General features: G+C 36.9%; 28 protein-coding genes, 1 tRNA gene and 1 pseudogene. 19 read left to right on the top strand and 11 right to left on the bottom strand.

What is annotated here, in order from left to right; genetic code table 11:
* Positions 1-17 precede the first annotated feature (17 nt).
* The 11 genes from ABIB40_RS13640 to ABIB40_RS13590 all read left to right on the top strand — a co-directional run bounded on the left by ABIB40_RS13640 (position 18) and on the right by ABIB40_RS13590 (position 9398).
* Positions 18-794 (top strand): hypothetical protein, encoded by a 777-nt coding sequence (locus tag ABIB40_RS13640; protein WP_354359935.1) that lies wholly within the window; start codon positions 18-20, stop codon positions 792-794.
* The gene (gene miaA, locus ABIB40_RS13635) at positions 781-1728 is read left to right on the top strand and encodes a tRNA (adenosine(37)-N6)-dimethylallyltransferase MiaA (protein ID WP_354359934.1); all 948 of its coding nucleotides are present in this window, start codon (positions 781-783) and stop codon (positions 1726-1728) included. The genes ABIB40_RS13640 and miaA overlap by 14 nt, the downstream gene beginning before the upstream one ends.
* 71 nt (positions 1729-1799) lie before the next feature.
* Complete coding sequence (locus ABIB40_RS13630; protein ID WP_354359933.1) at positions 1800-2303, top strand: outer membrane beta-barrel protein; 504 nt, start codon at positions 1800-1802, stop codon at positions 2301-2303.
* 128 nt (positions 2304-2431) lie between these two features.
* Entirely contained in the window at positions 2432-2974 is a 543-nt protein-coding gene (locus ABIB40_RS13625) for a hypothetical protein (RefSeq protein WP_354359932.1), read from the top strand.
* Positions 2975-3068: 94 nt separating this feature from the next.
* The gene (locus tag ABIB40_RS13620) at positions 3069-3602 is read left to right on the top strand and encodes a DUF3347 domain-containing protein (protein ID WP_354359931.1); all 534 of its coding nucleotides are present in this window, start codon (positions 3069-3071) and stop codon (positions 3600-3602) included.
* Positions 3603-3724: 122 nt separating this feature from the next.
* A complete protein-coding gene (locus ABIB40_RS13615) occupies positions 3725-5011 on the top strand; it encodes a citrate synthase (RefSeq protein ID WP_354359930.1) in 1287 nt (428 codons plus the stop codon).
* Positions 5012-5245: 234 nt separating this feature from the next.
* The gene (locus tag ABIB40_RS13610) at positions 5246-6127 is read left to right on the top strand and encodes an alkaline phosphatase family protein (RefSeq protein WP_354359929.1); all 882 of its coding nucleotides are present in this window, start codon (positions 5246-5248) and stop codon (positions 6125-6127) included.
* 139 nt (positions 6128-6266) lie between these two features.
* Positions 6267-6884 (top strand): recombination mediator RecR, encoded by a 618-nt coding sequence (gene recR / locus ABIB40_RS13605; protein WP_354359928.1) that lies wholly within the window; start codon positions 6267-6269, stop codon positions 6882-6884.
* Positions 6885-7622 (top strand): PI-PLC domain-containing protein, encoded by a 738-nt coding sequence (locus tag ABIB40_RS13600; RefSeq protein ID WP_354359927.1) that lies wholly within the window; start codon positions 6885-6887, stop codon positions 7620-7622.
* A gap of 54 nt (positions 7623-7676) precedes the next feature.
* Positions 7677-8495 carry an SDR family oxidoreductase gene (locus tag ABIB40_RS13595; protein WP_354359926.1) on the top strand — a complete coding sequence of 273 codons (819 nt, stop codon included), beginning with the start codon at positions 7677-7679 and terminating at the stop codon, positions 8493-8495.
* 60 nt (positions 8496-8555) lie between these two features.
* Entirely contained in the window at positions 8556-9398 is an 843-nt protein-coding gene (locus tag ABIB40_RS13590) for an alpha/beta hydrolase (protein WP_354359925.1), read from the top strand.
* A 274-nt stretch (positions 9399-9672) separates the two neighbouring features.
* Here the strand turns inward: ABIB40_RS13590 and ABIB40_RS13585 are convergent, their stop codons facing one another.
* Positions 9673-10614 (bottom strand): ion channel, encoded by a 942-nt coding sequence (locus ABIB40_RS13585; RefSeq protein WP_354359924.1) that lies wholly within the window; start codon positions 10612-10614, stop codon positions 9673-9675.
* Between the two features lie 280 nt (positions 10615-10894).
* On the opposite strand from ABIB40_RS13585, the gene trpD reads away from it, so the two are divergent.
* The 4 genes from trpD to trpA all read left to right on the top strand — a co-directional run bounded on the left by trpD (position 10895) and on the right by trpA (position 14600).
* Positions 10895-11881: an anthranilate phosphoribosyltransferase gene (gene trpD, locus ABIB40_RS13580; protein WP_354359923.1), complete on the top strand. Its 987-nt coding sequence runs from the start codon at positions 10895-10897 to the stop codon at positions 11879-11881.
* A complete protein-coding gene (locus ABIB40_RS13575) occupies positions 11881-12522 on the top strand; it encodes a phosphoribosylanthranilate isomerase (RefSeq protein ID WP_354359922.1) in 642 nt (213 codons plus the stop codon). The genes trpD and ABIB40_RS13575 overlap by 1 nt, the downstream gene beginning before the upstream one ends.
* Before the next feature lie 67 nt (positions 12523-12589).
* Positions 12590-13771: a tryptophan synthase subunit beta gene (gene trpB, locus ABIB40_RS13570; protein WP_354359921.1), complete on the top strand. Its 1182-nt coding sequence runs from the start codon at positions 12590-12592 to the stop codon at positions 13769-13771.
* A gap of 61 nt (positions 13772-13832) precedes the next feature.
* Positions 13833-14600, top strand: coding sequence for a tryptophan synthase subunit alpha (trpA, locus tag ABIB40_RS13565; protein ID WP_354359920.1), 768 nt, complete (start codon positions 13833-13835; stop codon positions 14598-14600).
* Between the two features lie 71 nt (positions 14601-14671).
* On the opposite strand, the gene nhaA is transcribed toward trpA, so the two are convergent.
* From nhaA to ABIB40_RS13530, 7 genes are all read right to left on the bottom strand, one after another.
* Complete coding sequence (gene nhaA, locus ABIB40_RS13560) at positions 14672-15850, bottom strand: Na+/H+ antiporter NhaA (RefSeq protein WP_354359919.1); 1179 nt, start codon at positions 15848-15850, stop codon at positions 14672-14674.
* Positions 15851-16024: 174 nt separating this feature from the next.
* Positions 16025-16645 (bottom strand): L-threonylcarbamoyladenylate synthase, encoded by a 621-nt coding sequence (locus ABIB40_RS13555; protein WP_354359918.1) that lies wholly within the window; start codon positions 16643-16645, stop codon positions 16025-16027.
* An 80-nt stretch (positions 16646-16725) separates the two neighbouring features.
* Entirely contained in the window at positions 16726-17979 is a 1254-nt protein-coding gene (locus ABIB40_RS13550) for an anthranilate synthase component I family protein (RefSeq protein WP_354359917.1), read from the bottom strand.
* A gap of 194 nt (positions 17980-18173) precedes the next feature.
* Positions 18174-19451 carry an adenylosuccinate synthase gene (locus tag ABIB40_RS13545; RefSeq protein ID WP_354359916.1) on the bottom strand — a complete coding sequence of 426 codons (1278 nt, stop codon included), beginning with the start codon at positions 19449-19451 and terminating at the stop codon, positions 18174-18176.
* Positions 19452-19486: 35 nt separating this feature from the next.
* Complete coding sequence (locus ABIB40_RS13540; RefSeq protein WP_354359915.1) at positions 19487-19972, bottom strand: Fur family transcriptional regulator; 486 nt, start codon at positions 19970-19972, stop codon at positions 19487-19489.
* A gap of 75 nt (positions 19973-20047) precedes the next feature.
* Positions 20048-20338, bottom strand: a complete 291-nt coding sequence (locus tag ABIB40_RS13535; RefSeq protein ID WP_354360027.1) for a PH domain-containing protein — start codon at positions 20336-20338, stop codon at positions 20048-20050.
* A 253-nt stretch (positions 20339-20591) separates the two neighbouring features.
* Positions 20592-22799, bottom strand: coding sequence for a RelA/SpoT family protein (locus tag ABIB40_RS13530; protein ID WP_354359914.1), 2208 nt, complete (start codon positions 22797-22799; stop codon positions 20592-20594).
* Between the two features lie 109 nt (positions 22800-22908).
* Between ABIB40_RS13530 and ABIB40_RS13525 the strand changes: the two genes are divergently transcribed.
* The 4 genes from ABIB40_RS13525 to ABIB40_RS13510 all read left to right on the top strand — a co-directional run bounded on the left by ABIB40_RS13525 (position 22909) and on the right by ABIB40_RS13510 (position 24910).
* A complete protein-coding gene (locus ABIB40_RS13525; RefSeq protein ID WP_354359913.1) occupies positions 22909-23523 on the top strand; it encodes a DUF4294 domain-containing protein in 615 nt (204 codons plus the stop codon).
* A 9-nt stretch (positions 23524-23532) separates the two neighbouring features.
* The gene (locus ABIB40_RS13520; RefSeq protein WP_354359912.1) at positions 23533-24051 is read left to right on the top strand and encodes a glutathione peroxidase; all 519 of its coding nucleotides are present in this window, start codon (positions 23533-23535) and stop codon (positions 24049-24051) included.
* Positions 24051-24773 (top strand): bacillithiol biosynthesis deacetylase BshB1, encoded by a 723-nt coding sequence (gene bshB1 / locus ABIB40_RS13515; protein ID WP_354359911.1) that lies wholly within the window; start codon positions 24051-24053, stop codon positions 24771-24773. Before ABIB40_RS13520 ends, bshB1 begins: the two co-directional genes overlap by 1 nt.
* Before the next feature lie 64 nt (positions 24774-24837).
* Positions 24838-24910: transfer RNA gene (locus ABIB40_RS13510), tRNA-Lys, on the top strand.
* Between the two features lie 66 nt (positions 24911-24976).
* Here ABIB40_RS13510 and ABIB40_RS13505 read toward each other — a convergent pair.
* The 3 genes and pseudogenes from ABIB40_RS13505 to ABIB40_RS13495 all read right to left on the bottom strand — a co-directional run.
* A complete protein-coding gene (locus tag ABIB40_RS13505; protein WP_354359910.1) occupies positions 24977-25177 on the bottom strand; it encodes a helix-turn-helix domain-containing protein in 201 nt (66 codons plus the stop codon).
* A gap of 157 nt (positions 25178-25334) precedes the next feature.
* The gene (locus ABIB40_RS13500) at positions 25335-25823 is read right to left on the bottom strand and encodes a hypothetical protein (protein ID WP_354359909.1); all 489 of its coding nucleotides are present in this window, start codon (positions 25821-25823) and stop codon (positions 25335-25337) included.
* A 206-nt stretch (positions 25824-26029) separates the two neighbouring features.
* Positions 26030-26164, bottom strand: a pseudogene (locus ABIB40_RS13495) (IS1595 family transposase); the annotation flags it as partial.

The raw sequence follows: 26164 nt of genomic DNA, 5'->3' as shown, positions 1-26164 counted from the left end.
GCTTAAGGTTTTTATCGATGGAGGTTAGCGCTTGGAAGGTTCAGTTTAAGAAATCGCTGGCAGCAGAAGGGTTACATGTTACAGAACTAGAAGATTGCTCATTTTGCCTTTTGGCGATACAAGATGCAAAAGTCATTGTCAATCTTATAAGTACTCGAAATCACTTTTCGCCCCAACAACTAATAGATTTGGCTTATCGAGAAGATTTAAAATCAGAAAAATTCGTTCAACTTTGGGAAGATGTTTGGCTGCGAAAACCAGCCGTTGTAATTGACAGGCTGCGTTCTTTTTGTGGACTGAGTAAGCGAATACATGGTAGAAAGACAACGTTCGAGCGGATTTCGAAACTATTGGCAGAAGCATTCTTAACCGAAAATCATTTACAGGGATATGCTTCTTCTAGGTTTAAATATGGGTTGGTTCTGGAGGGGCAGCTGGTAGCTGTTATTACTTTTTCCTCAGCCCGAAAAATGGACTATGATGAAGAATACCGTTCGATAGAGATCATTCGCTTCGCTGTGAAACGTGGTTTTTCTGTTTCTGGAGGCCTATCTAAATTATTAAAAGGACATTATCGCCAATATCCTACAAATGACATAATGACCTACATAGACCGAGACTGGGGTAAAGGACTGGCTTTTGAGAAGGTAGGTTTTAAACAAGTGGATATTGCAGCACCTCAGTTTTTTGAATTAGACGGCGATTTTCAGCGGCGTAGAATAACCGAAATTGGCGCTATTTTTAATTCGGGAAGCATTAAAATGATTTTAAGTTTTGAAGATGGCGGCGTATAATTCGATTGTTATTCTAGGGGCAACGGCCACAGGCAAAACTAAGCTGGCAGTCCAGCTTGCTACTAAGCTAAATGGCGAAATTATAAGTGTAGACAGTAGGCAGGTTTTTAAGGGGATGGATATTGGAACGGGAAAGGACTTGAACGAATATAAAAACAACGGCAAACCCATTCCATATCACTTGATTGATTTATTATCTGCAGGCGACAGATATCATGTAGATTTATTCAAAACAGATTTTTATCGGGCATTTTCAGATATTATTGCGAGGGGAAAATTGCCTATCATTTGTGGCGGGACAGGGATGTACCTCCACAGTATTTTAATGCACCAGCCATTTACCGCTGTTCCTGTTAATGAAACTTTAAGGCAAGAATTATTCTCCTTAGATATTGAGTTACTAAGGTTAAGGTTTCTAAATTTTAAAGAAGATCAATTAATACATACCGACCTCTCTTCGAAAAAAAGATTGATTAGAGCAATAGAAATTGCCGATTTTCTACAAAATCACCAACTGCCAAAAATTGAATTCCCGAATGTAGAACCGGTGATTTTTGGTTTAAAAACCGAAGTTAATCAAACACGGGCTTCCATAAAAAATCGTTTAGAAAGTAGACTTAACAACGGTTTAATTGCCGAGGTAGAACAGCTTTTATCTAAGGGTATCTCTCACGAAGTGCTACTTTTTTACGGACTGGAATATAAATTTGTTTCTAAATTTTTACTTGGCGAGTTAAATATCCAAGAATTAAAGACAAAACTGTATACTGCAATATGCCAATACGCCAAAAGACAAAACACCTTTTTTAGAAAGATGGAAAAGGATGGAGTACATGTACATTGGTTAGATGCCATGCTGCCTATCAATAGGTTACAAGATCTTGTGCTAAAAATGGTTTATCATGCAAATATAATAAATCAATCGATTGATTAATAAAATTGATTTTTGGCATAAGGTTTGCAAATGTGCTGGTAATAAATATTACACACATAAAGTAAACAATCATGAAAACAATTACAAAAATTATGAGTACAGCAGCATTTGCAGTGGCCGTATTCTTTACCTCAAATGCAAACGCTCAGTCTAGGAATTTCGGAATTGGTTTAAATGCAGGTATTCCTACAGAAACTGGCGGTCAGTTTGCCATTGGTGGAGACCTTAGATATCAGTTTAACATAGATGAGCAATTGTCTATTCCGATTACGGTAGGATATACAAACCTATCTTATAAGTATGGAAATGTAAAAGTTAACTCTGGTTATATCCCTGTTAAAGTTGGTGCGAAATATTTCTTCGACAAATCTGGTTCAGGCGTATATGGTTTAGCAGAATTAGGTGCTGCTTTCGGAACCGACTCTCCAAGTAAAACTTCTTTCGTTTATTCTCCTGCAATTGGTTACTCATGGGATAATGGATTAGACTTGGCAGCTAAGTATGAAGGATTAGCGCGTGATGGTAGAACTGGCGGATATGTTGGTCTTCGCTTAGCTTATGGCTTTAGGTTATAATTTACAAAATGGGCTTTTCTAGCTTTTTTCAGAAAAGCCCATAATTTCAATTTTTTCAAAACCAAAGGGAGTTAGAATACGTACATAGCTTCCAAAAACCCTTACAATTAATTAATTAAAAAATTATTATGAAAACATTTACTAAACTTTTTACAGCAGCCGCAGTAGCTGCAACAATTTTTACAGCATCAAACGTTAAGGCTCAAGAATCTATGAGCATGCCAATGGACAACGGGATGGCTTTTAAAGTAGGTGTTGGCGTTTCTGGTGGCATTTTCTCAAAACAATCTCAGTTTAAGAATGCTTACGGTGCAGATTTAAGACTTCAATACGATTTGACAAAAAGTGTTGCCATTACGGCTAGCGGAGGTTATACCAAGTTATTGGGTAGAGACAATTCTGCAGACGTAGATTTTATTCCTGTAATTGGTGGAGTTAAAGTATTTGCTATCCAAAGATTTTATCTTCAAGGAAATGCAGGTGCAGGTTTTGCTATCCAAACTGGTGCTAAAACCAATTTTATTTATGGCGGCGGCGTTGGTTACGAGTGGAAAAACGGACTTGAACTAGGTGCAAGATATGAAGGTTATACCAACGATAGCGCTTCTAGCACTTACTTTTCTAAAATGGAGCAATATGCTTTGCGTTTAGGTTATAATTTCAAATTATAATTTTAAAGAAATAAAGTTAGTCGAGCCCCGCAATTAGCGGGGCTTTTTTTATTCTATTAAAAATTTAATCTGTATTTTGAGCAAAAAATGAGATATGAAAAATAAAATATTTGCGCTTGGCTTGGTTACTCTTTTTTTTGCATGTAACCAATCAGAAAAAAAACAAGCTGATGCACAGGATTCTACCATAAAAACTAGTGTGGTATCCGTAAACGATGTTAGGCTAAAAGACAAAAAAAAGGCAGCAATTTTTACTCAATATCTGGCGCTGAAAGATGCTCTAGTTCAAACTAACGCTACAGAAACAGCTGCAGCAGCAAAAACGTTACAACCGTTATTAGCCGATTATGAAGGATGTGAAAAAGATGCAACAATGGCCGACAATATCGCAAAAAGTGATAATGTAGAAGCTCAGCGTGTAGAATTTACCCATTTAAGTACTGATTTAATTGCACTATTTAAAAATGCAGAACTTTCAGCAGGAACAATTTACGTACAACATTGCCCAATGGCTAACAAAGGCGATGGGGGAGATTGGTTATCGGCCAATAAAGAAGTTAAAAATCCATATTACGGAGATAAGATGTTAAAATGTGGAAGTGTTGTAGATGAAATTAAATCTAAATAACTTTTTACTTTTATAAAAGTCTTGGTCTAGCTTGAGACATAAATTAGGTAAAACTTCTGTTTCACTAATATAATAACTAATTTTTTTTCTATTTTACAAAGATTAAATCACAATACAAATATATGTCAGACATTGCAGAAATAAAGGTTGATGGTAAACAAATAGAACTTCCGGTAATTACCGGAACAGAGAATGAGAAGGCGATAGATATTTCTAAGTTAAGAGGCCTAACAGGCGTAATTACAATTGATCCGGGATTTAAAAATACTGGTTCGACACAAAGTAAAATTACCTTTTTAGATGGCGAAAAAGGGATTTTAAAATACCGAGGTTATTCTATTGAAGAACTTGCGGCAAAAGCCAGTTTTTTAGAGGTTTCTTACCTTATTATTTATGGAAACCTTCCTACTCAAAGCCAGTTAGAAGGTTTTCAAAAAAACATTAGCCAACATACCTTGATCCACGAGGATATGAAGAAATTTTTTGATGGCTACCCTTCCAAATCTCACCCGATGGGTCAATTGGGGTCTTTAATATTTTCTTTATCAACGTTTTATCCTGAGTGTTTAGAACCCGATCAAACCGAGGAACAACAAAATGAAACCATTATAAAATTGTTAGCTAAACTGCCAACAATTGTTTCCTTTATTTATAAAAAGTCTCTAGGTCACCCCCTTATTTATCCAAAGAATAAATATGATTATGTAACCAACTTCCTGTGGATGACCTTTGGTCAGCGTACTGAAGATTATGAGGTAAACCCTGTGGTGGTAAACGCCATGAATAAATTGCTCATTTTGCATGCAGACCACGAGCAGAACTGTTCGGCATCTACGGTGCGTATTGTGGGCTCTTCTGAGTGCAATTTATATGCGTCTATTGCAGCTGGTATTGCAGCATTGTGGGGGCCATTACATGGTGGTGCAAACCAAGCAGTTATAGAGATGTTGGAGTTGATAAAAGCGGATGGCGGCGATACAGAAAAATGGATCAATAAAGCAAAAGATAAAAAAGATTCCTTTAAAATGATGGGATTTGGCCATCGGGTGTATAAAAATTTCGATCCTCGTGCAAAAATTATTAAAAAAGCCTGCGATGATATTTTGGAAAACCTTGGCATAAATGATCCTATTTTAGAAATTGCCAAGAAGTTAGAAGCAGCTGCGTTAACAGATCAATATTTTATCGACCGCAAATTGTATCCAAACGTAGATTTTTATTCAGGCATTATTTATCGGGCACTTGGTTTCCCATCAGAAATGTTTACCGTATTGTTTGCGCTAGGCCGTTTACCGGGATGGATTGGGCAATGGAAAGAAATGAAAGAAAATAAAGAACCTATTGGCCGTCCGCGCCAGGTTTATGTTGGCGAGACTTCTAGAAGCTTTGTTGAATTGAAAGATAGATGACATAAAAAATATAAAAAAAAAGCCTTTTGAAATTTTAAAAGGCTTTTTTTATCGCTTTATTCTCAGAAATCTACGCGAGGGTTTTTCTGTAATATTCATTTGGCCTTTCTTTTATTAAAAAAGGAAAGGGTAATTTTAATCAATCAATAGTTTTTTATCTTATTCTTTGAATAACGTTAAAAGAATATTTTATCAATTGAACAACAAAAATTCATCAATCATAATTATACGAAAATGAAAGCCGCCATATTATTTGCTGCTGCAGCACTTTTAAGTATTTACAATCCCGAGCCGAAAACGCCTAAAGCGCCAGATCACATCATCATCGTAATGGAAGAGAACCACGGTTACAATCAAGTAATTGGCTCTCAAAATGCACCTTATACCAACCAATTGGCTAACGAAGGTGCTTTATTTACTAATTCTCATGGGGTAACGCATCCAAGTCAGCCAAATTATATTGCGTTATTTTCTGGTAGTACACAGGGCGTTTTTAATGATGATTGTTCATCGCAAACTACCTTTCATACCCCAAATTTGGGTGCATCGCTACTTAAAAATGGATATACTTTTAAAGGTTTTGCGCAAACCATGCCCGAGGTTGGATATAAAGATTGCGCCTATTTAAAAGGAGCGCTAACAAAAGCCACACTGTACGCCAGAAAACATTGTCCGTGGGTAAATTGGCAAGGAACTGGTGTTAACAATATTCCAGATTCGGTTAGTGTACCCATGACTTCTTTTCCTACAGATTTTGATAAACTCCCGACGGTATCGTTTGTAATACCGGATATGGATTACGATATGCACAATATTGGTGCTCCGGGAGATGCCGCGGCAATTTCTAGGGGAGATAATTGGTTGAAGGAAAATCTTTCTGAATACGTAAAATGGGCGAGAGACCATAATAGTTTGCTTATCGTAACTTTTGATGAAGATGATTTTAAAATGGTTAACCACATTCCAACCATTATAGTTGGCGCAGGTGTAACTCCAGGTAAATACGACCAGAAAATAAACCACTACAATATTTTACACACTATAGAATCATTTTATAAGTTGCCTACACAAGATACCACCAAAGCAGCGGTTATCACCGATATTTGGACAAAATAAAATGATCGATTTGTCCTAACCTTATTACTAGTGATGAATCTACAAACTGATAATTCGCCTGTAAATAAGAACTTAGTTTCTTATTAAAGAAATTTTATGGCACACTACATATTCCTTTGTTTTTATATATTTTTGTAGTATGAATTTTTCTTCTAAATTGCTGGAAGATGCAGTTGCAGAGTTTTCTAAACTACCAGGAATTGGGCAGAAAACAGCTTTACGACTTGTGCTTCATCTGTTGAACAAAGACCAAACAGAAGTAGATCAATTTGGCAACGCGATGATCCAGCTCAAGCAAAACATTAAACAGTGTGCGGTTTGCAACAACATTTCTGATTTTGAAATTTGCGAAATTTGTGCATCGAGAAAACGTGATCGAAGCTTGGTTTGTGTTGTGGAAGATACCAGAGATGTGATGGCCATAGAAAATACGGGCCAATATTTGGGGCTTTATCATGTATTGGGTGGCTTAATCTCGCCAATGGATGGCGTAGGGCCTGCAGATCTGTTTATAGAGAATTTAGTGCATAGGGTAGGAGACAAAGAAATTAAAGAAATTATTTTGGCCTTAAGCCCGAATATGGAAGGCGATACGACACTTTTCTATCTATTTAAGAAGCTAAAAGGTTTCGACTTGATAATTTCTACCATAGCTAGAGGCATTGCCTTTGGCGGCGAACTAGAATATACCGATGAGATTACCCTCGGAAGATCTATTGTAACCCGAGTGCCTTATGAAAGTACATTGATGAAGTAGATGGCAAAGCAACTTTTTCTCTTCTTTTTTCTATTATTTACTGGTTTTCTAGTTGGGGGACAGGTTAAAATCCATTCGCATAACGATTACACGCATCAAAAACCCTTTTATGATGCTGTAAAAAACAAGGCCTTTTCTATCGAAGCAGATGTTTTTGTAGTCGGCGACGCTCTATTTGTTGCCCATAGCAGAAGCGGAATTAAAGCTGGCAACACTTTGGAAAAAATGTATCTGAAGCCTATTGAGGCATTATCAAAAACTGATGAGTTTTACAGCTTCCAACTGATGATAGATGTTAAAGATAAATGGGAGTTAACCTATCCCACTTTATTAAAAAAGCTAAAACCCTATCAACACCTATTTTTAACTGGTAATAAAAAGACTATTATTGTCATTAGCGGCAATCGTCCCGCTTCATCCACTTTTCATAATTATCCTGTATTTATCAACTTTGATGGATTGCCCAATGTAGTTTATGCCAAAAAAGATTTGGAAAGGGTTACGATGATAAGTGATAATTTTGCAAACTATTCAAAATGGAAGGGTGAAGGTGAGATTTCGGCAATCGATAAAACTAACTTAGCAACACTGATTAATAATGCACATAAAATAGGGAAACCTTTTCGTTTTTGGGGCGCGCCTGATACTAAGGCCTGTTGGAAATTATTGCATAGCCTAGGAGCCGATATAATTAATACCGATAAAGTTCTTGAAGCCTCCAATTTTTTTAAAATTTAAACTAATTTAAAACAACCAGTGTTAATGTCTGATTTCCAAATTTGATACCTTAAAATGAATTTAAAAGATAAAGTTATTGTTGTTACAGGTGCATCTGGTGGTATTGGTAAGGCTTGTGCTGAAGAATTTGCCAGGCGCGGCGCACATTTGGTGTTAGCAGCGAGGCAATATGTAACGCTTTGCAAAATTACTGCCGATTTAGAATCTAGATATAACATAAGAGCTGTAGCCGTACAGGCAGATGTGAGTAATCAAGCAGATTGTGAATTGATAATTAAGCAAGCCTTAGTTTCCTTTGAAAAAATAGATGTATTGGTTAACAATGCAGGTCTTTCAATGCGTGCTTTGTTTGTAGATTTAGATTTAAACGTAATTAAAACCCTAATGGACGTTAATTTTTGGGGTACGGTTTACTGCACAAAGTACGCCCTGCCAGAAATCTTAAAAACAAAAGGAACAATAGTTGGCGTTTCTTCTATTGCCGGTTTTAGGGGGTTGCCGGGTAGGACGGGTTACTCTGCTTCTAAATTTGCAATGAACGGCTTTATGGAATCGTTACGTACCGAGTTGTTAAAAACTGGCGTACACGTACTTGTTGCTTGCCCGGGTTTTACCGCCTCTAACATTAGGTCAGCTGCTTTGGCAAAAGATGGAGATGTGCATGGCGAAACAAGTATGGAGGAGGGTAAAATGATGACTTCTGAGCAAGTTGCTGCCATTATTGCCGATGGAATTGAACGAAATAAACGTACCCTAATTATGACCGGACAAGGAAAATTGGCAGTTTGGATGAACAAGTTGTTCCCTTCGTTTGTAGATAGGAAAGTTTTTAACTTGTTTGCCAAAGAAAAAAATCCGTTAATTAAAAACTAAGACGATTATTTTACGTAGGTATAAAACATTGATAAAATACTCATAAAAAAAATAGTGAAAATGCAAAAATTCTTTGGCGTAGTTGTGCTCATCTTTTTTTCTCTTGTTGGCTCTGCACAGGTTAAAAAGGTAAAAAACTTAAATTATGCGGGCAATACCAGCGAGTCTAACACCTTAAATATCTATTATAAAAACGATGGAATAAAAGATAAGCCTGTGTTAATATTTATTCATGGCGGTTCTTGGAGTAGTGGAAAAAAAGAAACCTATTGGTGGCTTGGACGAAATTTTGCGCGCAAAGGCGTGGTTACAGCAATTATTAATTACCCACTTGCGCCAAATGTGCAATACGAGAAAATGGGCGATGATTGTGCGCTTGCGGTTAAATGGGTAAAAGAAAACATCGCTGATTACCAAGCAAGCCCGGATAAAATTTTTGTGATGGGACATTCTGCGGGTGGCCATTTGGCAGCGTTAATAAATGCCGACCCGAAATATTTTGAACATGTTGGAATTAAAAATCCAATAAAAGGCTTAATTTTAGATGATCCATTTGGCTTAGACATGCATCAGTATCTTACAGAGGCGAATAAAGACGATTTCTATTTCGAATTTATTAGAACGTTTACCACAAAGCCCTCCGTGTGGACTATGGCTTCGCCGATGCATTATCTTGAAAACATAAAAAACCCGCAGTTACTTTTTTACGGTTCTAAAACTTACCCCGCAATAAAACTTCAAACGCCAGAATATGCTAGAAAGTTAAAAGCAAATGGGATAGATGTATCGATAACCGAGGTTAAAGGTAAAAGCCACATACCAATGATTAGCCAGATGATTTTTGGTTGCAATGTTTTGTACAAAGATATTGTCACATTTATTTCGCACGTTTCATCTACATAGCAAGAACTATTTTCTATTGTTCAATTGCTAAATTGTTTGATTGTTGTGTGGTTGAAATGTTGGATGGTTATTTTATATTTAGTTTTGGGCATTTTGCTTTCAGCCTTTGTGTAAACGTTTCGAGGGAATTGACCTTTGATAGAAGTACTGCCCGAGCCACCTAAACCGTATAGCAGCGGCAGCCCCCGTTTTTCGGGGCTACAGCGAATAGACGGGCTTGCAGAAGATTATGAGTATTGGTATTGCTTTTCAAACCCCTTTAAAATGCTCATTATTAGCTTGCAGGTATAAGTTGGTTCAATTTGCTGTAATCTAAGATCATTTTGCCTTCTTCGTTGTGAAAATACATTTTTTCGAATTTCATATTAAACTCGATTTCTTCATCTTGATAGCTAGTTTTGGTATGAACGGTTTGCGAAAATGTCTCGTCGAAGGCTTTTAACAACACCAGCACCTCTACTTCTGCCAGCTCCAAGTCTTTTAGCGTTTTTTGATAAAACGGACTGTCCTCGGTAATTGGATGTACTAATGTCCAATTTAAAGAGAGAACGCTTACCTCATCCCGCTCTAAAGGCAGGGGATAGAATCTTCTTGTATTTTTACCCTCAACTATTTCATTATAAGAGAGCACCATTTGCACTTCTACATCAATCAATTGATTTCGCCGCAGATTAACCAACCTACACATTAAGCCAAACTTGTCTTTGTATGGTGCAATAACCATTACGTTGCTGAAAGACACCTTAGAGTTGGGTCTGCTAAATCGGCCGTAAAGCAGGCCTGCCGCAAGGGCAAAAGCAAGCAGACCCAACAAACTTTCGAAAGCGGCCAAAATGCTGGTTATAAAACCTTGTGGCCAAATGTGGCCGTAGCCCACGGTAGAAATGGTTTGAGTGGAGAAAAAGAACGCATCAAAAAAGTGATCTAGCGTGCTAGTACCAGTTGCACCATGTAGATGTTCTATCCCAACAGCTGTATACACAATTGCGAAGAGGGTATTTACCATTAAATAGACAAGCAATATCATAAAGAAAAACCTTTTCCAGCTCATGGTAACCAACCTAGTATAGGTGTCGTCTAGTTTAAACCATGGCAGTCCAATGCGCTCTAGGTTTGCGCTCCCGTCTTTATTTAAAATTCGTTGGTTTTTAATTACCGGGTTTGAACTGAAACCTAGGTCATCATTAAGAAGTAGTTTTCTTTTAAAGAAAGCCATAAGTAGTGGAAAGATTTGGAAATATAAAAAAGTATATCAATATTTGCGCATACAAAAATGATAATTAAAAACTTAAATAGCAATTGGCGGTGGCGTAACGAAATTCGTTAGGCATATTCTATTGTTGGCTTTTTAAAATATTTTAAATACAAACGTAATGGATTGCCTCAAAGCAATCCATTTTTTATTGTCTTTTTTTCGTAGAGAATAAATTGCGTGCTGATCTAAATGCAGATTAAAAAACAACCAAAAAGCGGACATTAATGTTAGAGAAAAGAAAATGAAGAAAATATTAAATCATCTATTCGAAAATAAGAGTTTTAGTAGGGAAGAGGCTAGGGCCATTTTGGTTTCTATGGCGCAGGGCGATTTTAATTCTTCGCAAATAGCCGCTTTTCTTACGGCTTACGCCATGCGCAACATTACTGTTGATGAGTTGCAAGGCTTTAGAGACGCTATGTTGGATTTGTGTGTGAGGGTAAATTTGGATGATTTTGAGCTTATTGATCTTTGCGGCACAGGCGGTGACGGAAAAGACACGTTTAACATTTCTACCCTTGCTTCTTTTGTGGTCGCTGGCGCCGGGTATAAGGTGGCAAAACATGGCAATTATGGGGTGTCTTCTGGTTGTGGATCTTCTAACGTAATGGAATATCTTGGCTATAGTTTTACAAGTGATGAAATGGAATTGCAACGCAATTTAGAAAATGCAGGCATCTGCTTTCTGCATGCACCATTGTTTAATCCGGCGATGAAAATTGTTGCACCAATTAGAAAAGAACTTGGCATAAAAACGTTTTTTAATATGTTGGGGCCAATGGTAAATCCAAGTCAGCCGAAATATCAAATGGTGGGGGTGTTTAGTTTGGAATTGGCCAGGTTATACGCCTACCTTTATCAAGGTTTGGAACGTCAGTATACCATTTTACATGCGCTAGAAGGTTATGATGAAATCTCTTTGACTTGTGATGTAAAAACGTTTACCAATGCCGGAGAAAGTATTTTATCATTGGCAGAAATGGGCTTTGGTAAAGTTTCGGTACAAGACATTAAAGGTGGCGACACGGTAGAATCTTCTGCAAAAATATTTATGGATGTTTTAAATGGCGTTGCGACTACGGTGCAAAATAATGTGGTGCTGAGTAATGCGGCGCTTGCAATTAGAACGATAAAACCAATTGCAAGTTTTGCCGATTGTTATTGCGAGGCAGAAGCATCTTTATTAGGAAAAAAAGCGTTGAAAAGTTTTAAAACATTGTTGGACTAATGCAGCAATCCATAAAAATTAAAGTCTGCGGAATGAAATTTGCGGCCAACATAGCAGAGATTGCCGCCCTAAAACCAGATTATATGGGCTTTATTTTTTACGATAAATCGCCAAGATATATTTCTACCATTTCTTCTGAACTGATTTTGTATGTTCCGAAAGAGATTAAAACGGTTGGTGTTTTTGTTGATGAAGAGGCAAAGATGGTTAAACTAAAAATTGCCACTTTGGGTTTACAAGTTGTGCAGTTGCACGGTAAGGAATTGCCAGAGTATTGCGCAGCTTTAAAATTAGACTTTCCAAACGTAGAAATTATTAAGGCTTTTGGTGTTGATGAAGATTTTAATTTTTCTGATTTAAGCCTCTATTTAGAGGTGGTAGATTTCTTTCTTTTCGATACCAAAACAACCAAACATGGTGGTTCTGGTAAACAATTTGATTGGACAACATTAGAAAATTATAAGCTTGACAAACCCTATTTTTTAAGTGGAGGAATAGATTTAGAGGATCTTTATGCAATTAAAAAAATTAATGATAAGCGTTTAGTGGCGATAGATATCAACAGCAAATTTGAGTTAGAGCCAGGTAAAAAAAACGTGGAGAAAACAAAAGAAATTATTGCTGGCCTTCGAGAAATTTAATTGCAGGCTTGCTAAAAGAAAAAGAATGTAAGACTTCTAGATTTAATCTGGAATTATTTTAAGAAACATGAAATATCAAGTAAACGAGAAAGGATATTACGGCGATTTTGGAGGCGCATATATCCCCGAGATGCTTTATCCAAACGTAGAGGAACTGCGGCAAAATTATTTAAAAATTATTGCTGATGAGGCTTTCCAAAAAGAGTTTCATCAATTGATGAAGGATTACGTAGGCAGGCCTTCTCCTTTGTTTTTGGCAAAGCGATATTCTGAACGGTATGGCGCAAATATTTTTTTAAAAAGAGAAGATTTAAATCATACTGGTGCCCATAAAATAAACAACACCATCGGGCAGATTTTATTGGCAGAAAAGCTTGGCAAGAAGAGAATTATTGCCGAAACTGGCGCCGGGCAGCATGGTGTGGCAACCGCGACAGTTTGCGCCTTGCGTAATTTAGAATGCGTAATTTACATGGGCGAGGTAGATATAGAAAGGCAAGCACCCAACGTGGCAAGAATGAAAATGCTTGGCGCAAAGGTTATTCCAGCGGTTTCTGGAAGTAAAACTTTAAAAGATGCTACGAATGAAGCAATGCGAGATTGGATTAACAATCCAGTAGATACCCATTACATCATCGGCTCTGTGGTTGGTCCGCACCCATATCCAGATATGGTGACTATTTTTCAATCAATCATTTCTGAGGAAACAAAAAAGCAACTTTTGGAACAGACAGGAAGCGATAAACCCGATTATGTATTGGCCTGCGTTGGCGGAGGAAGTAATGCCATGGGCATGTTTTATCATTTTATGGATGATGAAACTGTAAAACTCGTTGCTGTAGAAGCCGCAGGAAAGGGCGTAAGTAGTGGTTTTTCAGCTGCTACCACTTACCTTGGTAAAGAAGGCGTACTGCATGGTAGCAGAAGTATTTTAATGCAAACGCCCGATGGACAAGTTGTAGAACCTCACTCTGTTTCTGCTGGGTTAGATTACCCGGGCATTGGTCCACAACATGCGCATCTTTTTAAAACAGGGCGTGGAAAATATGTGTCTATTACCGATGATGAAAGCTTAGAAGCCGGTTTGTTATGTGCGCAATTAGAAGGTATTATCCCTGCGATAGAAAGCGCACACGCTTTGGCTTATTTAGAAAAAATGGAGTTTAAAGCCGGCGAAAATGTAGTGGTTTGCCTATCTGGTCGCGGCGATAAAGACTTAGACACTTATATTAAATATTTCAATTTGTAATTAGATTTGAGAGGTTAGAAAGTTCTCACATCTCATATCTCACATTCCATATCTCTCCCACATGAACAGAATCAAACAACTCTTCCAACAGAAGAAAAATATATTATCCATTTATTATACTGCCGGTTATCCAAATACGGGCGATACCGTAAAAATTGCCGAATTGCTAGAGCAATCTGGTGCAGATATGCTAGAGATTGGTTTTCCTTACTCGGATCCGGTGGCAGATGGACCTGTGATACAAGCGAGCAGTAAACAATCTTTAGATCAGGGAATGACGCTGGAATTGCTTTTTGAACAGTTAAAAAAACTGCGCGAAAAAGTAAGTATACCGGTGTTGTTAATGGGTTATGTAAATCCTGTATTGCAATTTGGTGTAGAAAATTTTTGTAAAAAATGTGCAGAAGTTGGCGTTGATGGTTGCATCGTACCAGATTTGCCGATGGTGGAATATGAAGAGTTTTATCAAAAAGATTTCGAAAGATATGAACTAAGTAACATCTTTTTAATTACGCCGCAAACTGCAGAAGAACGCATCAGAAAAATTGACGACCTATCAAATGGATTTATTTACCTGCTCTCTTCATCAGCAACGACGGGAAAAAATTTAGCCATTGGAAACACGACAGAAACCTATTTTTCACGCATTAAAGACATGGATTTGAGCAATCCAACTATGATTGGTTTCGGTATTAGTGATCGCGCTACGTTTGAAAAAGCGTGTGCTTATGCAGACGGCGCAATTATCGGAACGGCTTTCGTAAAAGCAATTGCAAATGGAAACCTAGAAACGGAAATTAAAAGCTTTATGCAGAGATTTAAAGACTAAACGCTTATTCTTAAACAAATTTTTTGGGATAAGGAGTAAGTTTATTTGCTGTCTAGGCGCATACATATTGTCTAAACATCTATTGCTTCTGGCGCGGGATCGTTATTTACAAACTTTAACACTACAAATCCAATAATACCAGAAATTACAGAAGCAACAAGGATTGCGAATTTAGCTTCTAGTACGTAGGCTATATCTTTAAAAGATAATAGGGAAATAAAAATAGACATGGTAAATCCTATTCCTGCCAACATGCCAAGCCCTAAAATATGCTTCCAATTGGCCATAGAAGGCAAGTTTGCGAACTTAAATTTTACCGCAATCCAACTAAACAAAGAAACACCAATGGTTTTTCCAATAAATAATCCGCCAATTATACCAAAACCAAGCGGAGAGAATAAACCAGTTATCATTTCTTTTTGGAAAGTAATGTTTGTATTTGCCAAGGCAAAAATGGGCATAATAAGGTAGTTTACCGGGATTGTGAGCGCATGTTCTAGTTTTTCGAGCGGAGACTCAGCCGCAATTGTATTTGTTGGAATGGTAAATGCCAAAAGAACTCCAGCAACAGTTGCGTGTATGCCAGAGTGGTGGATGAAATACCATAAAAACACTCCCGGAATCAAATAAAAAATCAGTTTTTTTACCCCAAAATAATTCATCAAGCTGAGCAACACCATAATTCCACCAGCCATCAACAAATATTCGAAATGGATCTGATTGGTGTAAAAAATGGCAATCACCAAAATTGCGCCCAAATCGTCAACAATGGCTAGAGCTGCCAAAAATATCTTCAAGCTAGAAGGAACGCTGTTTCCAAGCATTGCAATAATGGCCAAAGCAAACGCAATGTCTGTCGCCATGGGTATTCCCCATCCAGAGGCTGTTATGGTACCGTCATTAAATAAGAAATAGATGAGTGCCGGAACGATCATTCCGCCAACTGCCGCAAAGATTGGCAGAGATGCCTTTTTTAAGGAGGATAACTCGCCCTCAATCAACTCACGTTTGATTTCCAGACCGACCAGTAAAAAAAATACAGCCATAAAGGCGTCGTTAATCCAACCAAGAATACTATAATTTATCTCTCCGAAACCCAATTTAACCTCTAAAAAGTTAGCATAACTTTCGCTAGAAGATGTGTTAGCGATAATTAGAGAAATGGCGACACAGATTAATAAAATAAAGCCACCAACTTGTCCAGACTTAAAAAAACGTTTGAATACTTCTAAATTGATTATCCTCTCCATTACCCGTAAAAATAGAAAAATTTGTATAAATTAGCCCTCAGGTTATGTAAATATTGTAAGTCTGAAATGATTTACTCTCTATTTGTAGCTGAAGATGTGCACCAAGAAAAGACTGTAAATAGGTTCGGGTATTTAGAAAAACCTGGGAAAACAAACAGATTACAAGGCGAGAATTTATCCATTATCCTCAATAATTCCTTTTCCTTGACGGATGATTTCTACCGAACCGTTAGTAAAATCTACTATGGTAGAGGGCTCATTGTCTCCAAAACCGCCATCTATCACCAAATCTACCAAATCTTCAAATTTTTCGTGAATTAACTCTGGATCCGTGGAATATTCGATCAATTCATCGTCATCTCTAATGGAAGTAGAAACAATCGGGTTTCCTAATTCCTTTACAATGCAGCGTGCAATGGTGTTATCAGGTACCCTAATTCCAACAGTCTTTTTTTTGCTGCTTAGCAATTTTGGCACATTGTTGTTTGCGTTAAAGATAAAAGTAAAAGGTCCAGGCAACGTTTTTTTAAGAATCCTAAAAGTAGTGTTGTCTATCGGCTTAATGTAATCTGATATGTGGCTTAAATCATAGCAAATGAAGGATAAGTTTGCTTTATCTGGTTTTACGCCACGTATTTTACACACTTTTTCAATGGCTTTCTGGTTTGTAATGTCGCAGCCCAAACCATAAATCGTGTCTGTTGGGTAAATGATTACTCCACCTTTTTTTAAAACCTCTACCACTTGTTCTATTACTTTCGGATTTGGGTTTTCAGGATAAATTTTAATGAGCATAATAGAAAATTTTAGACTTAAAAATCGTGAGTTACCCTTCTTTTGTCAAGTGTAAGATAATTCTTTTTTACAAGTTTTTATTATTTTAATATGCTAAACATGGCCGAGGCTTTTAGCAGACACTCCTCGTACTCTTTTTCTGGGTCGCTTAAAAACGTAATGGCGCCACCAACCTGAAACGAGAGATGTTTTGCGGTTGCATTGTAAAGTACAGTTCTGATAACCACATTGAAATCGAAATCGTTTTCTGGAGTAACATATCCAATTGAGCCAGAGAAAATGCCACGTTTTGTGCGCTCATATTCTTCTATTAGTAGCATTGCACTTAATTTTGGAGCACCAGTCATAGATCCCATTGGGAAAGTTTTCTTTATTATTTCGACAAGAGTGGTTTCCTTGTTGCAGCTGCCGGTTACGGTAGAAATCATTTGATGGACTTGCGGGAAACTATAAACCTCAAAAAGTTCCTCAACTTTAACCGAGCCCTTTTCGCAAACTTTTGTCAGGTCGTTGCGTGTTAAATCTACAATCATCACGTTTTCGGCCCGTTCTTTTTCGTTAGTTTGTAGATTTAATTTAGCTTCCTTGTCCTCAAGAGGGTTTTCATAGCGTTTTGATGTGCCTTTAATAGGCTGTGCGATAAGCTTGTCTTCTAGTTTACAAAGAAATCTTTCTGGCGAGGCCGACAAAATGAATTTATCGTAAATTTTAAAATATCCAGCAAGTGGGTTGGGCGATAGCTGGTTTAATTTCTCGAAACATTCCACAGGATTTATATGTGCATGTTCTGCAAAGAATTCTTGGCAGAAATTTATTTCGTAAATGTCTCCTTTGGCAATGTGTTCCTGTAGCTTATCAATGGTTTTTAGATATTGGCGCTTATCAATCCGAGCTGTTAAAGTGAGGTTTTGTGGTTTAACACTTCTAGGTTGCTCGAAATTGTTAATCTCGTTAACTATTTTTTCATCGCCCAAAATCACTTCAACCTGCCCATTTTTGCAAATGATAAGGAATTTCGGAAGAAAAAAATACAAGTTTGGAAACTGTAAATGGTCTATGTTTTTAGATGCTAGTTTTTCTACTTCATTTTTTAACTCATAGCTGAACATCCCAAACAACCAATTTTTATGAAGCATTTGGAATGCCTCTAATTTTTTAAATGAATCCATTTCAGTTGCTAAGCATTCGTTTTGTACGCCACAAGCAACTGAAAAATCAAAAGCACTATACTTATCTTTATATCCGTTCGAATCTAAAAAACAACATACCTCGAACTGATTTGCCCAATGCAAAGCTTTATGCTTAAACTCGGAAATGTTGATTAGTTTTTTCAAGCCGTCAAAGATTAATATGCAAATTGTAGTTCAAATGTGGTGGATAGGTTAGGAAACCAACAGTTTGTTTATGCAAAAATAATAGAAAAAGAATTCACTTCTAATTTAGATTTGTGCAAATCCGAACCGAAGAGAATGAAATAAAAAAAATCTCGTCGGTTTACAACGAGATTTCAGGTTTTAAGAAGTTTTAATTACGACAATATTAACGTTTGAGCTCTATCTGGGCCAACAGAAAGATATTTTATCGGCACCTTCAACTCAGTTTCTAGATACGAAATATAGCTTTTTAATTTCTCTGGTATTTGGTCTACCGCAGTAATTTTTGTTACGTTGGTTTTCCAGCCTTCCACTTTCTTTAATACTGGTTTCGGTTCGATAGAAATAATATCATAAGGCATATAATCTATCGTTTTTCCATCGTACTCGTAATGTGTACAAACATAAATATCATCAAAACCGTCTAACACGTCGGCTTTCATCATGATAAGTTCTGTAACACCATTTAGCATAATGGCATATTTAAGTGCTGGTAGATCTATCCAACCGCAACGTCTTGATCTACCAGTTGTTGCACCAAATTCGTGACCAATTTGTCTTAAGTTTTCACCTACTTCATCATTTAATTCTGTAGGGAAGGGGCCGCCGCCAACGCGTGTACAATAAGCTTTAAAAATACCGAAAACTTCTCCAATATTATTTGGTGCAACGCCCAAACCAGTACATGCGCCTGCGGTTGTGGTATTGCTGGAGGTAACGAAAGGATAGGAGCCAAAATCTACGTCTAACAACGTTCCTTGTGCGCCTTCTGCCAACACATTTTTTCCTTCACTTAAGTATTTATTAACGAAATGCTCGCTATCTACATGCGGAATGGTTTTCAAGAACTCAATCGCTTCGAAAAAAGCAGCTTCTTTTTCTTTTAAATCGTAATCGAAATCAAAGTGCGATAGAATTTCATTGTGTTTTTCTACCAATTTTTCATAGCGTTCTTTAAAATCGGGTAGGGTAGTGTCGCCAACGCGCAAACCATTCCTGCCAGTTTTATCCATATATGTGGGGCCAATTCCCTTTAAGGTAGAGCCAATTTTATTTTTGCCCATTTTGGCTTCATTTGCCGCATCTAACATTTGGTGTGTTGGCAAAATTAAATGTGCTTTGCGGGCAATAACTAATTTTCCATCAGCTACCGGATCATGACCTGCTTTTTTAAGGTTATCCAGTTCCCTTTTTAAGATGATGGGATCAATAACCACCCCATTTCCAATCAAGTTCATGGTTTTTGGATTGAAAATTCCGGATGGAATGGTATTCAACACAAATTTTTTACCTTCAAACTCTAGGGTATGTCCGGCATTTGGACCGCCTTGAAACCGTGCAATAAGATCGTATTTCGGACTTAAAACATCAACAATTTTTCCTTTTCCTTCATCGCCCCATTGTAGGCCCAGAAGTACATCGACTTTCTTCATTAACTTAAAAAATTATCTAAAATAGGTTTAGTGTGTTAAGATTTGGCTCCGTTTGCGCTTTCTTTCACTTTTTGTGCCATACTGCAATCAGAACAAAAGCCATATAAATTTAAAGAATGGTGTTTTACATCAAATTTTAATAAATCTCCAACCATGGTCTGGATTTGATGAATGCGTGGGTCGCAAAACTCGACCACCTTGCCGCATTCTATGCAAATAACGTGATCGTGTTGGCGATAACCGTAAGATTTTTCGAACTGCGCCATGTTTTTCCCAAACTGGTGCTTGGTAACTAGATCGCAAGAAACCAGCAGCTCTAAAGTATTGTAAACGGTTGCCCTGCTTACGCGATATTTTTGGTTTTTCATGTGGATATATAACGTTTCCACATCGAAATGATCGTTTCTAGAATAAATTTCCTCTAAAATAGCAAAACGCTCAGGCGTTTTTCTAAGGTTCTTATTTTCTAAATAAGCCTCGAATATTTTTCTAACAAGTTCATTCGTTTTCTGTTCAGACATGCTTTTCTACCTCTTTTCAAAGGTAAGTAAATTGTTTGATTTTAGACCTAAAGTAATAATCTCCAAATACAGAAATTAGTCAGGTTCCTTAGCTTTAAAGATATTCATAAATTCTTTTGGCTCGTTTGGAGAGATTACAATCTTTTCACCATCGTAGAAATCGATAAGTACGCGTGTGTCTTTTCTCATAACAAACCATCTCATTTTACATATAGAGGCATTAGAGAAGTAGCCAGTAAAACCAAATAGCCCGCCATTTCCAAAAATTCTGATAGATTTTGCGATGGTTTGTTTGCCAATTTGTTGTAAATTTTTAATATTATCTTTCTTAAAATGGACTTTCGAGAGCATAGGCTCAACTAAAATTTCGCTAACAGTAACCTTGTCACCTAGGCTTTGAAAGTTTTGTTAGAACTTATCATTGTTGTTGAAAATTATTTTTAAGGTTAATTTTAAATATGCCGCGTTTTTCTACTCACTAGCACTAGCAAATGAGATGACATCCATTTATGGCTTTTCTGCCAAAAAAAAATGCAATGGAAGGCGAGCTTTCACGATTTTGATTCGGGATTAAAACGCACAAATTTTAATAACATAGGTTTGTTAAACAAATTTTATGCTAGGCATCAAACCGTGTTACAGCAGTAATACCCTTAATTTGCATAATGGTGTCTATCAATTTTTCTAAATGTTCGGTGTCGTTCACATAAATCATTATAGAGCCTTCAAAAATCCCTTCGTTGCTATCAACCGTAATAGACCGCATGTTTATATTAAAATCGGTCGAAATAACCCTTGTCAAACTATTTATTAGGCCTACCTCATCAATACCGAAAATCTGTAAACCTGTTAAAAAAGTAAGTTCTTGCTGTTTGTTCCACTTCGCTTTAATAATTCTGTAACCATAATTAGCCATTAGTTGTGCGGCATTTGGGCAATTTGTTCTATGTATTTTTATCCCCTCACTTACGGTTATAAAACCGAAAACATCATCTCCAGGTATGGGATTGCAACACGGAGCAAGTTTATAATCTATCCGCTGCAGTTCTTCTCCAATTAGCAAAATATCAGTTTCGGCAGATTTCATTTTTTTCTTTATCCCATCAACCGATAAGTTTTCTGGTCGTTCTACACTGCGGTTTTCGATTTCTTTTTCAATGGAGAGGTATTCTTTTATGTCTTTCAGCTCTATCTTTCCTTCTGCAACTTGGATAAATAGCTCTTGCGTAGAGTTAAGTTTGAAGAAATAGCTCAGCTTTTGTAAATTATCGGTATTGTAAGTAATCTTTAAAGATTTAAGCTTTCGCTCCAAAATTTCCTTGCCATTTTCTGCAATTTTTCGTTTTTCTTCTTTTAACGAAGATTTTATTTTAGATTTTGCCTTGGCAGTAACTACAATGTTCAGCCAATCTTCTTTTGGTGTTTGCTTGCTCGAGGTTATAATCTCTACCTGATCTCCGTTTTGCAATTTATGAGAAAGTGGCACCAGCTTGTGGTTAACTTTTGCGCCAATACAGGTTGCGCCAACATCTGTGTGTATTTCAAATGCAAAATCTAATGCAGTGGCACCGGCTGGCAGTTGTATGAGGGCTCCCTTTGGTGTAAAAATAAAAATCTCGTCAGAAAAGAGATTCATCTTAAAATCATCCAAAAATTCAAAGGCGTTAGCTTCCGGATTGCTAAGCATTTCTCTCACTTTCTGTATCCACTGGTCTAGTCCATTGTCGTTAGAAGATTCTTTGTATTTCCAGTGTGCGGCAAAACCCTTTTCTGCAATTTCGTTCATGCGTTGGGTTCTAATCTGAACTTCAACCCATTGTCCCCTTGGTCCCATAACCGTGGTATGAAGACTTTCGTATCCGTTGCCTTTCGGCGAGGAAACCCAGTCTCTTAACCTATCGGGATTAGGACGATATAAATCTGTTACGATGGAATAGGCTTTCCAACAATCGGCCTTTTCGTTTTCTGGCTGGCTGTCTAAAATTATCCTAATGGCAAAAAGATCATACACCTCTTCAAAAGGTATATTCTTCTTTTTCATTTTGTTCCAAATGGAGTGAATAGACTTTGGCCTGCCATACATATCGGCTGTCAAGCCTTGTTCATTCATAATTTCGGCAATCGGCTCCACGAATCTTTTTATAAACAGCGCACGCTCAGCTTTTTTCTCATTTAATTTTCTAGCAACAAATTTATACGTATCAGGTTCCAAATATTTCATGGAAAGATCTTCTAATTCTGATTTAATGGCGTATAAACCAAGCCGATGAGCCAATGGAGCATATAAATAAATGGTTTCTGAGGCTATTTTTAGCTGCTTATGCTGTGGCATAAAATCCATTGTACGCATGTTGTGCAGCCTATCGGCAAGTTTTATTAGAATTACCCTAACATCATCTGCCAAGGTTAATAGCATTTTTCTAAAGTTTTCTGCCTGTAACGAGCTGTTGGTATCAAAAACGCCAGCTATTTTAGTAAGGCCATCTATAATTTTGGCGGTTTTTTTACCAAACTCTCTCTCAATGTCATCTAGCGTTAGTTGGGTGTCTTCTACCACATCGTGCAACAACGCACAAACAATAGAGGTGGTACCCAAACCAATTTCTTCTGCCGCAATTTGTGCAACTGCAATAGGATGATAAATGTATGGTTCTCCCGATTTGCGCCTCATGTCTTTATGACTTTCGAGCGCTATATCAAATGCTTTTCGTAGCTCTTTTTTGTCTCCACGCTGCATGGTAGGCTTACACGCCCTCAACAAGGTTCTATATCGTTTTAAAATTTCTTTCTTCTCTGCTTCTAAATCAATCAGTAACTCCGTTTTCATTTGTTTTTTTTACGTAAAAAATGCAGAAAATATTCTAATAATATTTATATTGGATACATCGTTAAGCGAATGTATGAAATAAGCCCTAGTTTTGCTATAGGATAAATTTATGAATTTAAAAAAATTAAATTTTCTGTTTATTGTAATCATTTTCGTTTCGGCCGCACATGCGCAGCAGGCTGCTGATCCCGTATATCCAAAAATGGGCAAAAATGATACCATTCGGGTTGCTTCCACAAATGACAATGGAACTATGGTTCCGTGGATTTTGCTTCACGATGTAGACATTAACGCTAATAGAGTTTTTAAAAGCCCTGAAGAAAAATTGGCTTTTGATAGGCTGCGTTATAATGTTTTAAAAGTGATGCCTTATGCTTTATATGCCAAAAGGCGTTACGAGAAATTGGAGAGCGACTTGGAGCATGCGCCCGAAAAGCGCCAACAGAAGGTATTGGTAAAAGCCTGCGATCAGGAAATTAAAGACATGTTTAACCGAGAAATAAAAGATTTGACCATTACCCAGGGTAAAATTTTAACCAAATTGATAGATAGAGAGGTCGGCAGAACAACATTCGATATTGTTAAGCAAACAAAAGGAGGCTTTGCTGCGTTTTCGTACCAGCTAATTGCAAGGGTAGTGGGGCATAATTTAAAGGCAACTTACAATGTAAACGAAGATAGAGATATTGAAGCAATCATTCAATCTTCTGGATATTATCAATAAAAGCAAAAAATGAATCGAACGTTCTCAAATATTTATTCCTTTAAAGTAAAACAAATCGACGGACAGGAAAAACTGCTTTCTGCCTATCGAAATAAGGTACTGCTTATTGTAAATACAGCTTCAGAATGTGGGTTTACCAATCAGTTTAAAGATCTTCAACAATTAAAGGAAGAAATGAATAACGATGATTTTGAGATATTGGCATTTCCAAGCAATGATTTTGGAAAGCAAGAACCTTTAAACGGCATAGAAATTTTACAGTTTTGTGAGCGGAGTTACGGTGTCTCTTTTCCTGTTTTCGAAAAGATTTTTGTGCGTGGTGCCGATGCCCATCCACTTTACCAATTTTTGGCAGACAAAAAACAAAACAATAGATTTAACATAAAGCCAAGGTGGAATTTTCATAAATACCTCATCAATAAGCAAGGAGAATTAGAAGATTTCTTTTATCCTTTTACTAAACCACAAAACGGTAAGTTAAAAAAGAAAATAACACGACTGCTGGCAATAAATACCGATAAAATTTAATGAAATTAGATATTTTAGTGATAGCTGTGCATCCAGACGACGCTGAGTTGGCCTGCTCTGGAACTATTTTGAAGCATGTGGCTTTAGGCAAAAAAGTTGGGATTGTAGATCTTACCCGAGGCGAGCTTGGAACAAGAGGCACGGAAGAAACCAGGGCCGAAGAAGCAGAGACTTCTGCGAAAATTTTAGGCCTCCAGATTCGTGAAAACCTTGGTTTTAGAGACGGATTTTTCACTAACGACGAACACCATCGAATGGAAGTATTAAAGATGGTAAGAAAATATAAGCCAGAAATTATAATTGCTAATGCGCTAACAGATAGGCACCCAGATCACGGCAGGGCAGGAGACTTGGTTAACGATGCAGTTTTTCTTTCTGGATTGCAAAAGATAGAGACTATTGTAGATGGGGAGAAACAGGCTTCTCATAGACCAAGGTTGTTTCTGCAATTTATCCAAGATACCTACATCAAACCAGATATCATTGTCGATATATCAGAGCATATTGATAAAAAGGTTGAAAGTATCAAAGCTTTTAAAACACAATTCTACGTTCCGGGCGCAAAGGTTGATGGTCTGGAAACCTACATTTCTTCGCCCGAGTTCTTTGATAGCATTTTGGGTAGAGCTAGAGAATTCGGGAAGAGTATAGGTGCTGGTTACGGGGAAGGGTTTACCTCACGTAAATTACTGGGGGTAGATAATCTCTTCAACCTTAAATAGGATATTCAAAAAAAAACAGGTAATAATTATCTTGTAGCCTACAAATTTTTATATTTGCAGCGATGACTTCTTAGCTCAGCTGGTAGAGCAACAGACTCTTAATCTGTGGGTCCAGGGTTCGAACCCCTGAGGGGTCACACCATTAAAAAAGCCTTGTAACTTGCGATTTACAGGGCTTCTTTTTTGTTTGTACGATTGGCTACTTATTCTATATCCAGGATATCACCCGGTTTACAATCCAATACTTTGCATATCGCTTCTAGCGTATTAAACCTAACGCCTTTTGCTTTTCCTGTTTTAAGTATGGAAAGGTTAACAATTGTCAGCCCAACCCTTTCAGATAGTTCTGTTAAAGACATTTTCCGTTTGGATAACATTACATCCAAATTAATTACAATTGCCATAGGAACTAAATGAAAGACTCGTTTTCTTTTTTCATGTCAACACCAGCTTTAAATACTAGCCCGAATGCGACTAACGCCAATCCAACCCAAAATTCTGTGCCAAGCATAGACGCGCCATTTTTTAGAATATAATTTGAGTTGTTTAGATTAAAATCGTCTATGAAGTTGAGAAAAAGCTCCTGTCTAAGCCATCTAAACATCGGTAGAAAATTAAGACAACTCCAGCAGATAATATAATATATGTATTTTTAGGCGTAAATACCTTGTCTTTTTTTAATGCAGAAAAAACTAATTTGAGCGCTAGTACAAGGTACGCAATAAGCAGCCAATAGAATAGTTGCGCAATTTGATAGATTGCAGATGGCCAGGAATACAGCTGTGTACGTTTTTTTATTCTCAAATCTATTGCAGCTAAGTTTGTTTGTGAGACAATAATGGTTTTGCTAAACCAATCGTTTAACGTTTGTACTTCAGGGTTTCTCGGGGCAGCAATTAGGTTATTAATTTGAAACCCTGCTACAGATTTACTGTTCTTAGGAGCACCAGAGCCGAAAAGTCTAAATATTGAAACAATTATAAAAAGAAATAGAAAAACAGTAGAAAGGTTGTTTAGCACAGCTATTACTTTGTTGTCAGATAGTTTCATAGTAGAAAAGTTTAGACAACAAATCTCCTCTAAATATTCATAAAATCAAAATATATTTATCTTTTTATTTTAAATTATTATAATAAAACAATAAATATTAAAATTTTTTTCGCTATGTTGATTTTAGATAGAAACAAAAGAATATGCCGTATCTTTCGATTCGGCCTATCATAAAATACGAGTTTCTAATTTAATTATCGAGTTACTTACTTAGGCACTACAATAGATTTCCAACCAATATGTTGGTGTTTTATCATTCTTTTAAATAGATTATCAAAGATTGTCTCTTTAAAAATAGACCTATTTAGGCGATAAAAATATTCGTCTAAATACTTTTGAAG

The sequence above is a fragment of the Pedobacter sp. UYP30 genome (genome assembly GCF_040547165.1).
In the GTDB taxonomy this organism is placed as follows: domain Bacteria; phylum Bacteroidota; class Bacteroidia; order Sphingobacteriales; family Sphingobacteriaceae; genus Pedobacter.
The sequence above is the reverse complement of the archived record's forward strand: the minus strand, read 5'-3'. Positions and strand labels throughout refer to the sequence as shown.

Excerpts from the sequence above, each read along its gene's own strand:
- trpD (WP_354359923.1), top strand. The coding sequence starts at position 10,895 with ATGAAGAAAATATTAAATCATCTATTCGAAAATAAGAGTTTTAGTAGG.
- ABIB40_RS13585 (WP_354359924.1), bottom strand. The coding sequence starts at position 10,614 with ATGGCTTTCTTTAAAAGAAAACTACTTCTTAATGATGACCTAGGTTTC.
- ABIB40_RS13555 (WP_354359918.1), bottom strand. The coding sequence starts at position 16,645 with ATGCTCATTAAAATTTATCCTGAAAACCCAAATCCGAAAGTAATAGAA.
- ABIB40_RS13540 (WP_354359915.1), bottom strand. The coding sequence starts at position 19,972 with ATGTCTGAACAGAAAACGAATGAACTTGTTAGAAAAATATTCGAGGCT.
- ABIB40_RS13600 (WP_354359927.1), top strand. The coding sequence starts at position 6,885 with ATGGCAAAGCAACTTTTTCTCTTCTTTTTTCTATTATTTACTGGTTTT.
- ABIB40_RS13530 (WP_354359914.1), bottom strand. The coding sequence starts at position 22,799 with ATGAAAACGGAGTTACTGATTGATTTAGAAGCAGAGAAGAAAGAAATT.
- ABIB40_RS13505 (WP_354359910.1), bottom strand. The coding sequence starts at position 25,177 with ATGGCAATTGTAATTAATTTGGATGTAATGTTATCCAAACGGAAAATG.
- ABIB40_RS13520 (WP_354359912.1), top strand. The coding sequence starts at position 23,533 with ATGAATCGAACGTTCTCAAATATTTATTCCTTTAAAGTAAAACAAATC.
- trpA (WP_354359920.1), top strand. The coding sequence starts at position 13,833 with ATGAACAGAATCAAACAACTCTTCCAACAGAAGAAAAATATATTATCC.
- ABIB40_RS13575 (WP_354359922.1), top strand. The coding sequence starts at position 11,881 with ATGCAGCAATCCATAAAAATTAAAGTCTGCGGAATGAAATTTGCGGCC.
- bshB1 (WP_354359911.1), top strand. The coding sequence starts at position 24,051 with ATGAAATTAGATATTTTAGTGATAGCTGTGCATCCAGACGACGCTGAG.
- ABIB40_RS13610 (WP_354359929.1), top strand. The coding sequence starts at position 5,246 with ATGAAAGCCGCCATATTATTTGCTGCTGCAGCACTTTTAAGTATTTAC.
- ABIB40_RS13620 (WP_354359931.1), top strand. The coding sequence starts at position 3,069 with ATGAAAAATAAAATATTTGCGCTTGGCTTGGTTACTCTTTTTTTTGCA.
- ABIB40_RS13545 (WP_354359916.1), bottom strand. The coding sequence starts at position 19,451 with ATGAAGAAAGTCGATGTACTTCTGGGCCTACAATGGGGCGATGAAGGA.
- nhaA (WP_354359919.1), bottom strand. The coding sequence starts at position 15,850 with ATGGAGAGGATAATCAATTTAGAAGTATTCAAACGTTTTTTTAAGTCT.
- ABIB40_RS13625 (WP_354359932.1), top strand. The coding sequence starts at position 2,432 with ATGAAAACATTTACTAAACTTTTTACAGCAGCCGCAGTAGCTGCAACA.
- ABIB40_RS13500 (WP_354359909.1), bottom strand. The coding sequence starts at position 25,823 with ATGAAACTATCTGACAACAAAGTAATAGCTGTGCTAAACAACCTTTCT.
- recR (WP_354359928.1), top strand. The coding sequence starts at position 6,267 with ATGAATTTTTCTTCTAAATTGCTGGAAGATGCAGTTGCAGAGTTTTCT.
- ABIB40_RS13630 (WP_354359933.1), top strand. The coding sequence starts at position 1,800 with ATGAAAACAATTACAAAAATTATGAGTACAGCAGCATTTGCAGTGGCC.
- ABIB40_RS13590 (WP_354359925.1), top strand. The coding sequence starts at position 8,556 with ATGCAAAAATTCTTTGGCGTAGTTGTGCTCATCTTTTTTTCTCTTGTT.
- trpB (WP_354359921.1), top strand. The coding sequence starts at position 12,590 with ATGAAATATCAAGTAAACGAGAAAGGATATTACGGCGATTTTGGAGGC.
- miaA (WP_354359934.1), top strand. The coding sequence starts at position 781 with ATGGCGGCGTATAATTCGATTGTTATTCTAGGGGCAACGGCCACAGGC.
- ABIB40_RS13525 (WP_354359913.1), top strand. The coding sequence starts at position 22,909 with ATGAATTTAAAAAAATTAAATTTTCTGTTTATTGTAATCATTTTCGTT.
- ABIB40_RS13595 (WP_354359926.1), top strand. The coding sequence starts at position 7,677 with ATGAATTTAAAAGATAAAGTTATTGTTGTTACAGGTGCATCTGGTGGT.
- ABIB40_RS13615 (WP_354359930.1), top strand. The coding sequence starts at position 3,725 with ATGTCAGACATTGCAGAAATAAAGGTTGATGGTAAACAAATAGAACTT.
- ABIB40_RS13640 (WP_354359935.1), top strand. The coding sequence starts at position 18 with ATGGAGGTTAGCGCTTGGAAGGTTCAGTTTAAGAAATCGCTGGCAGCA.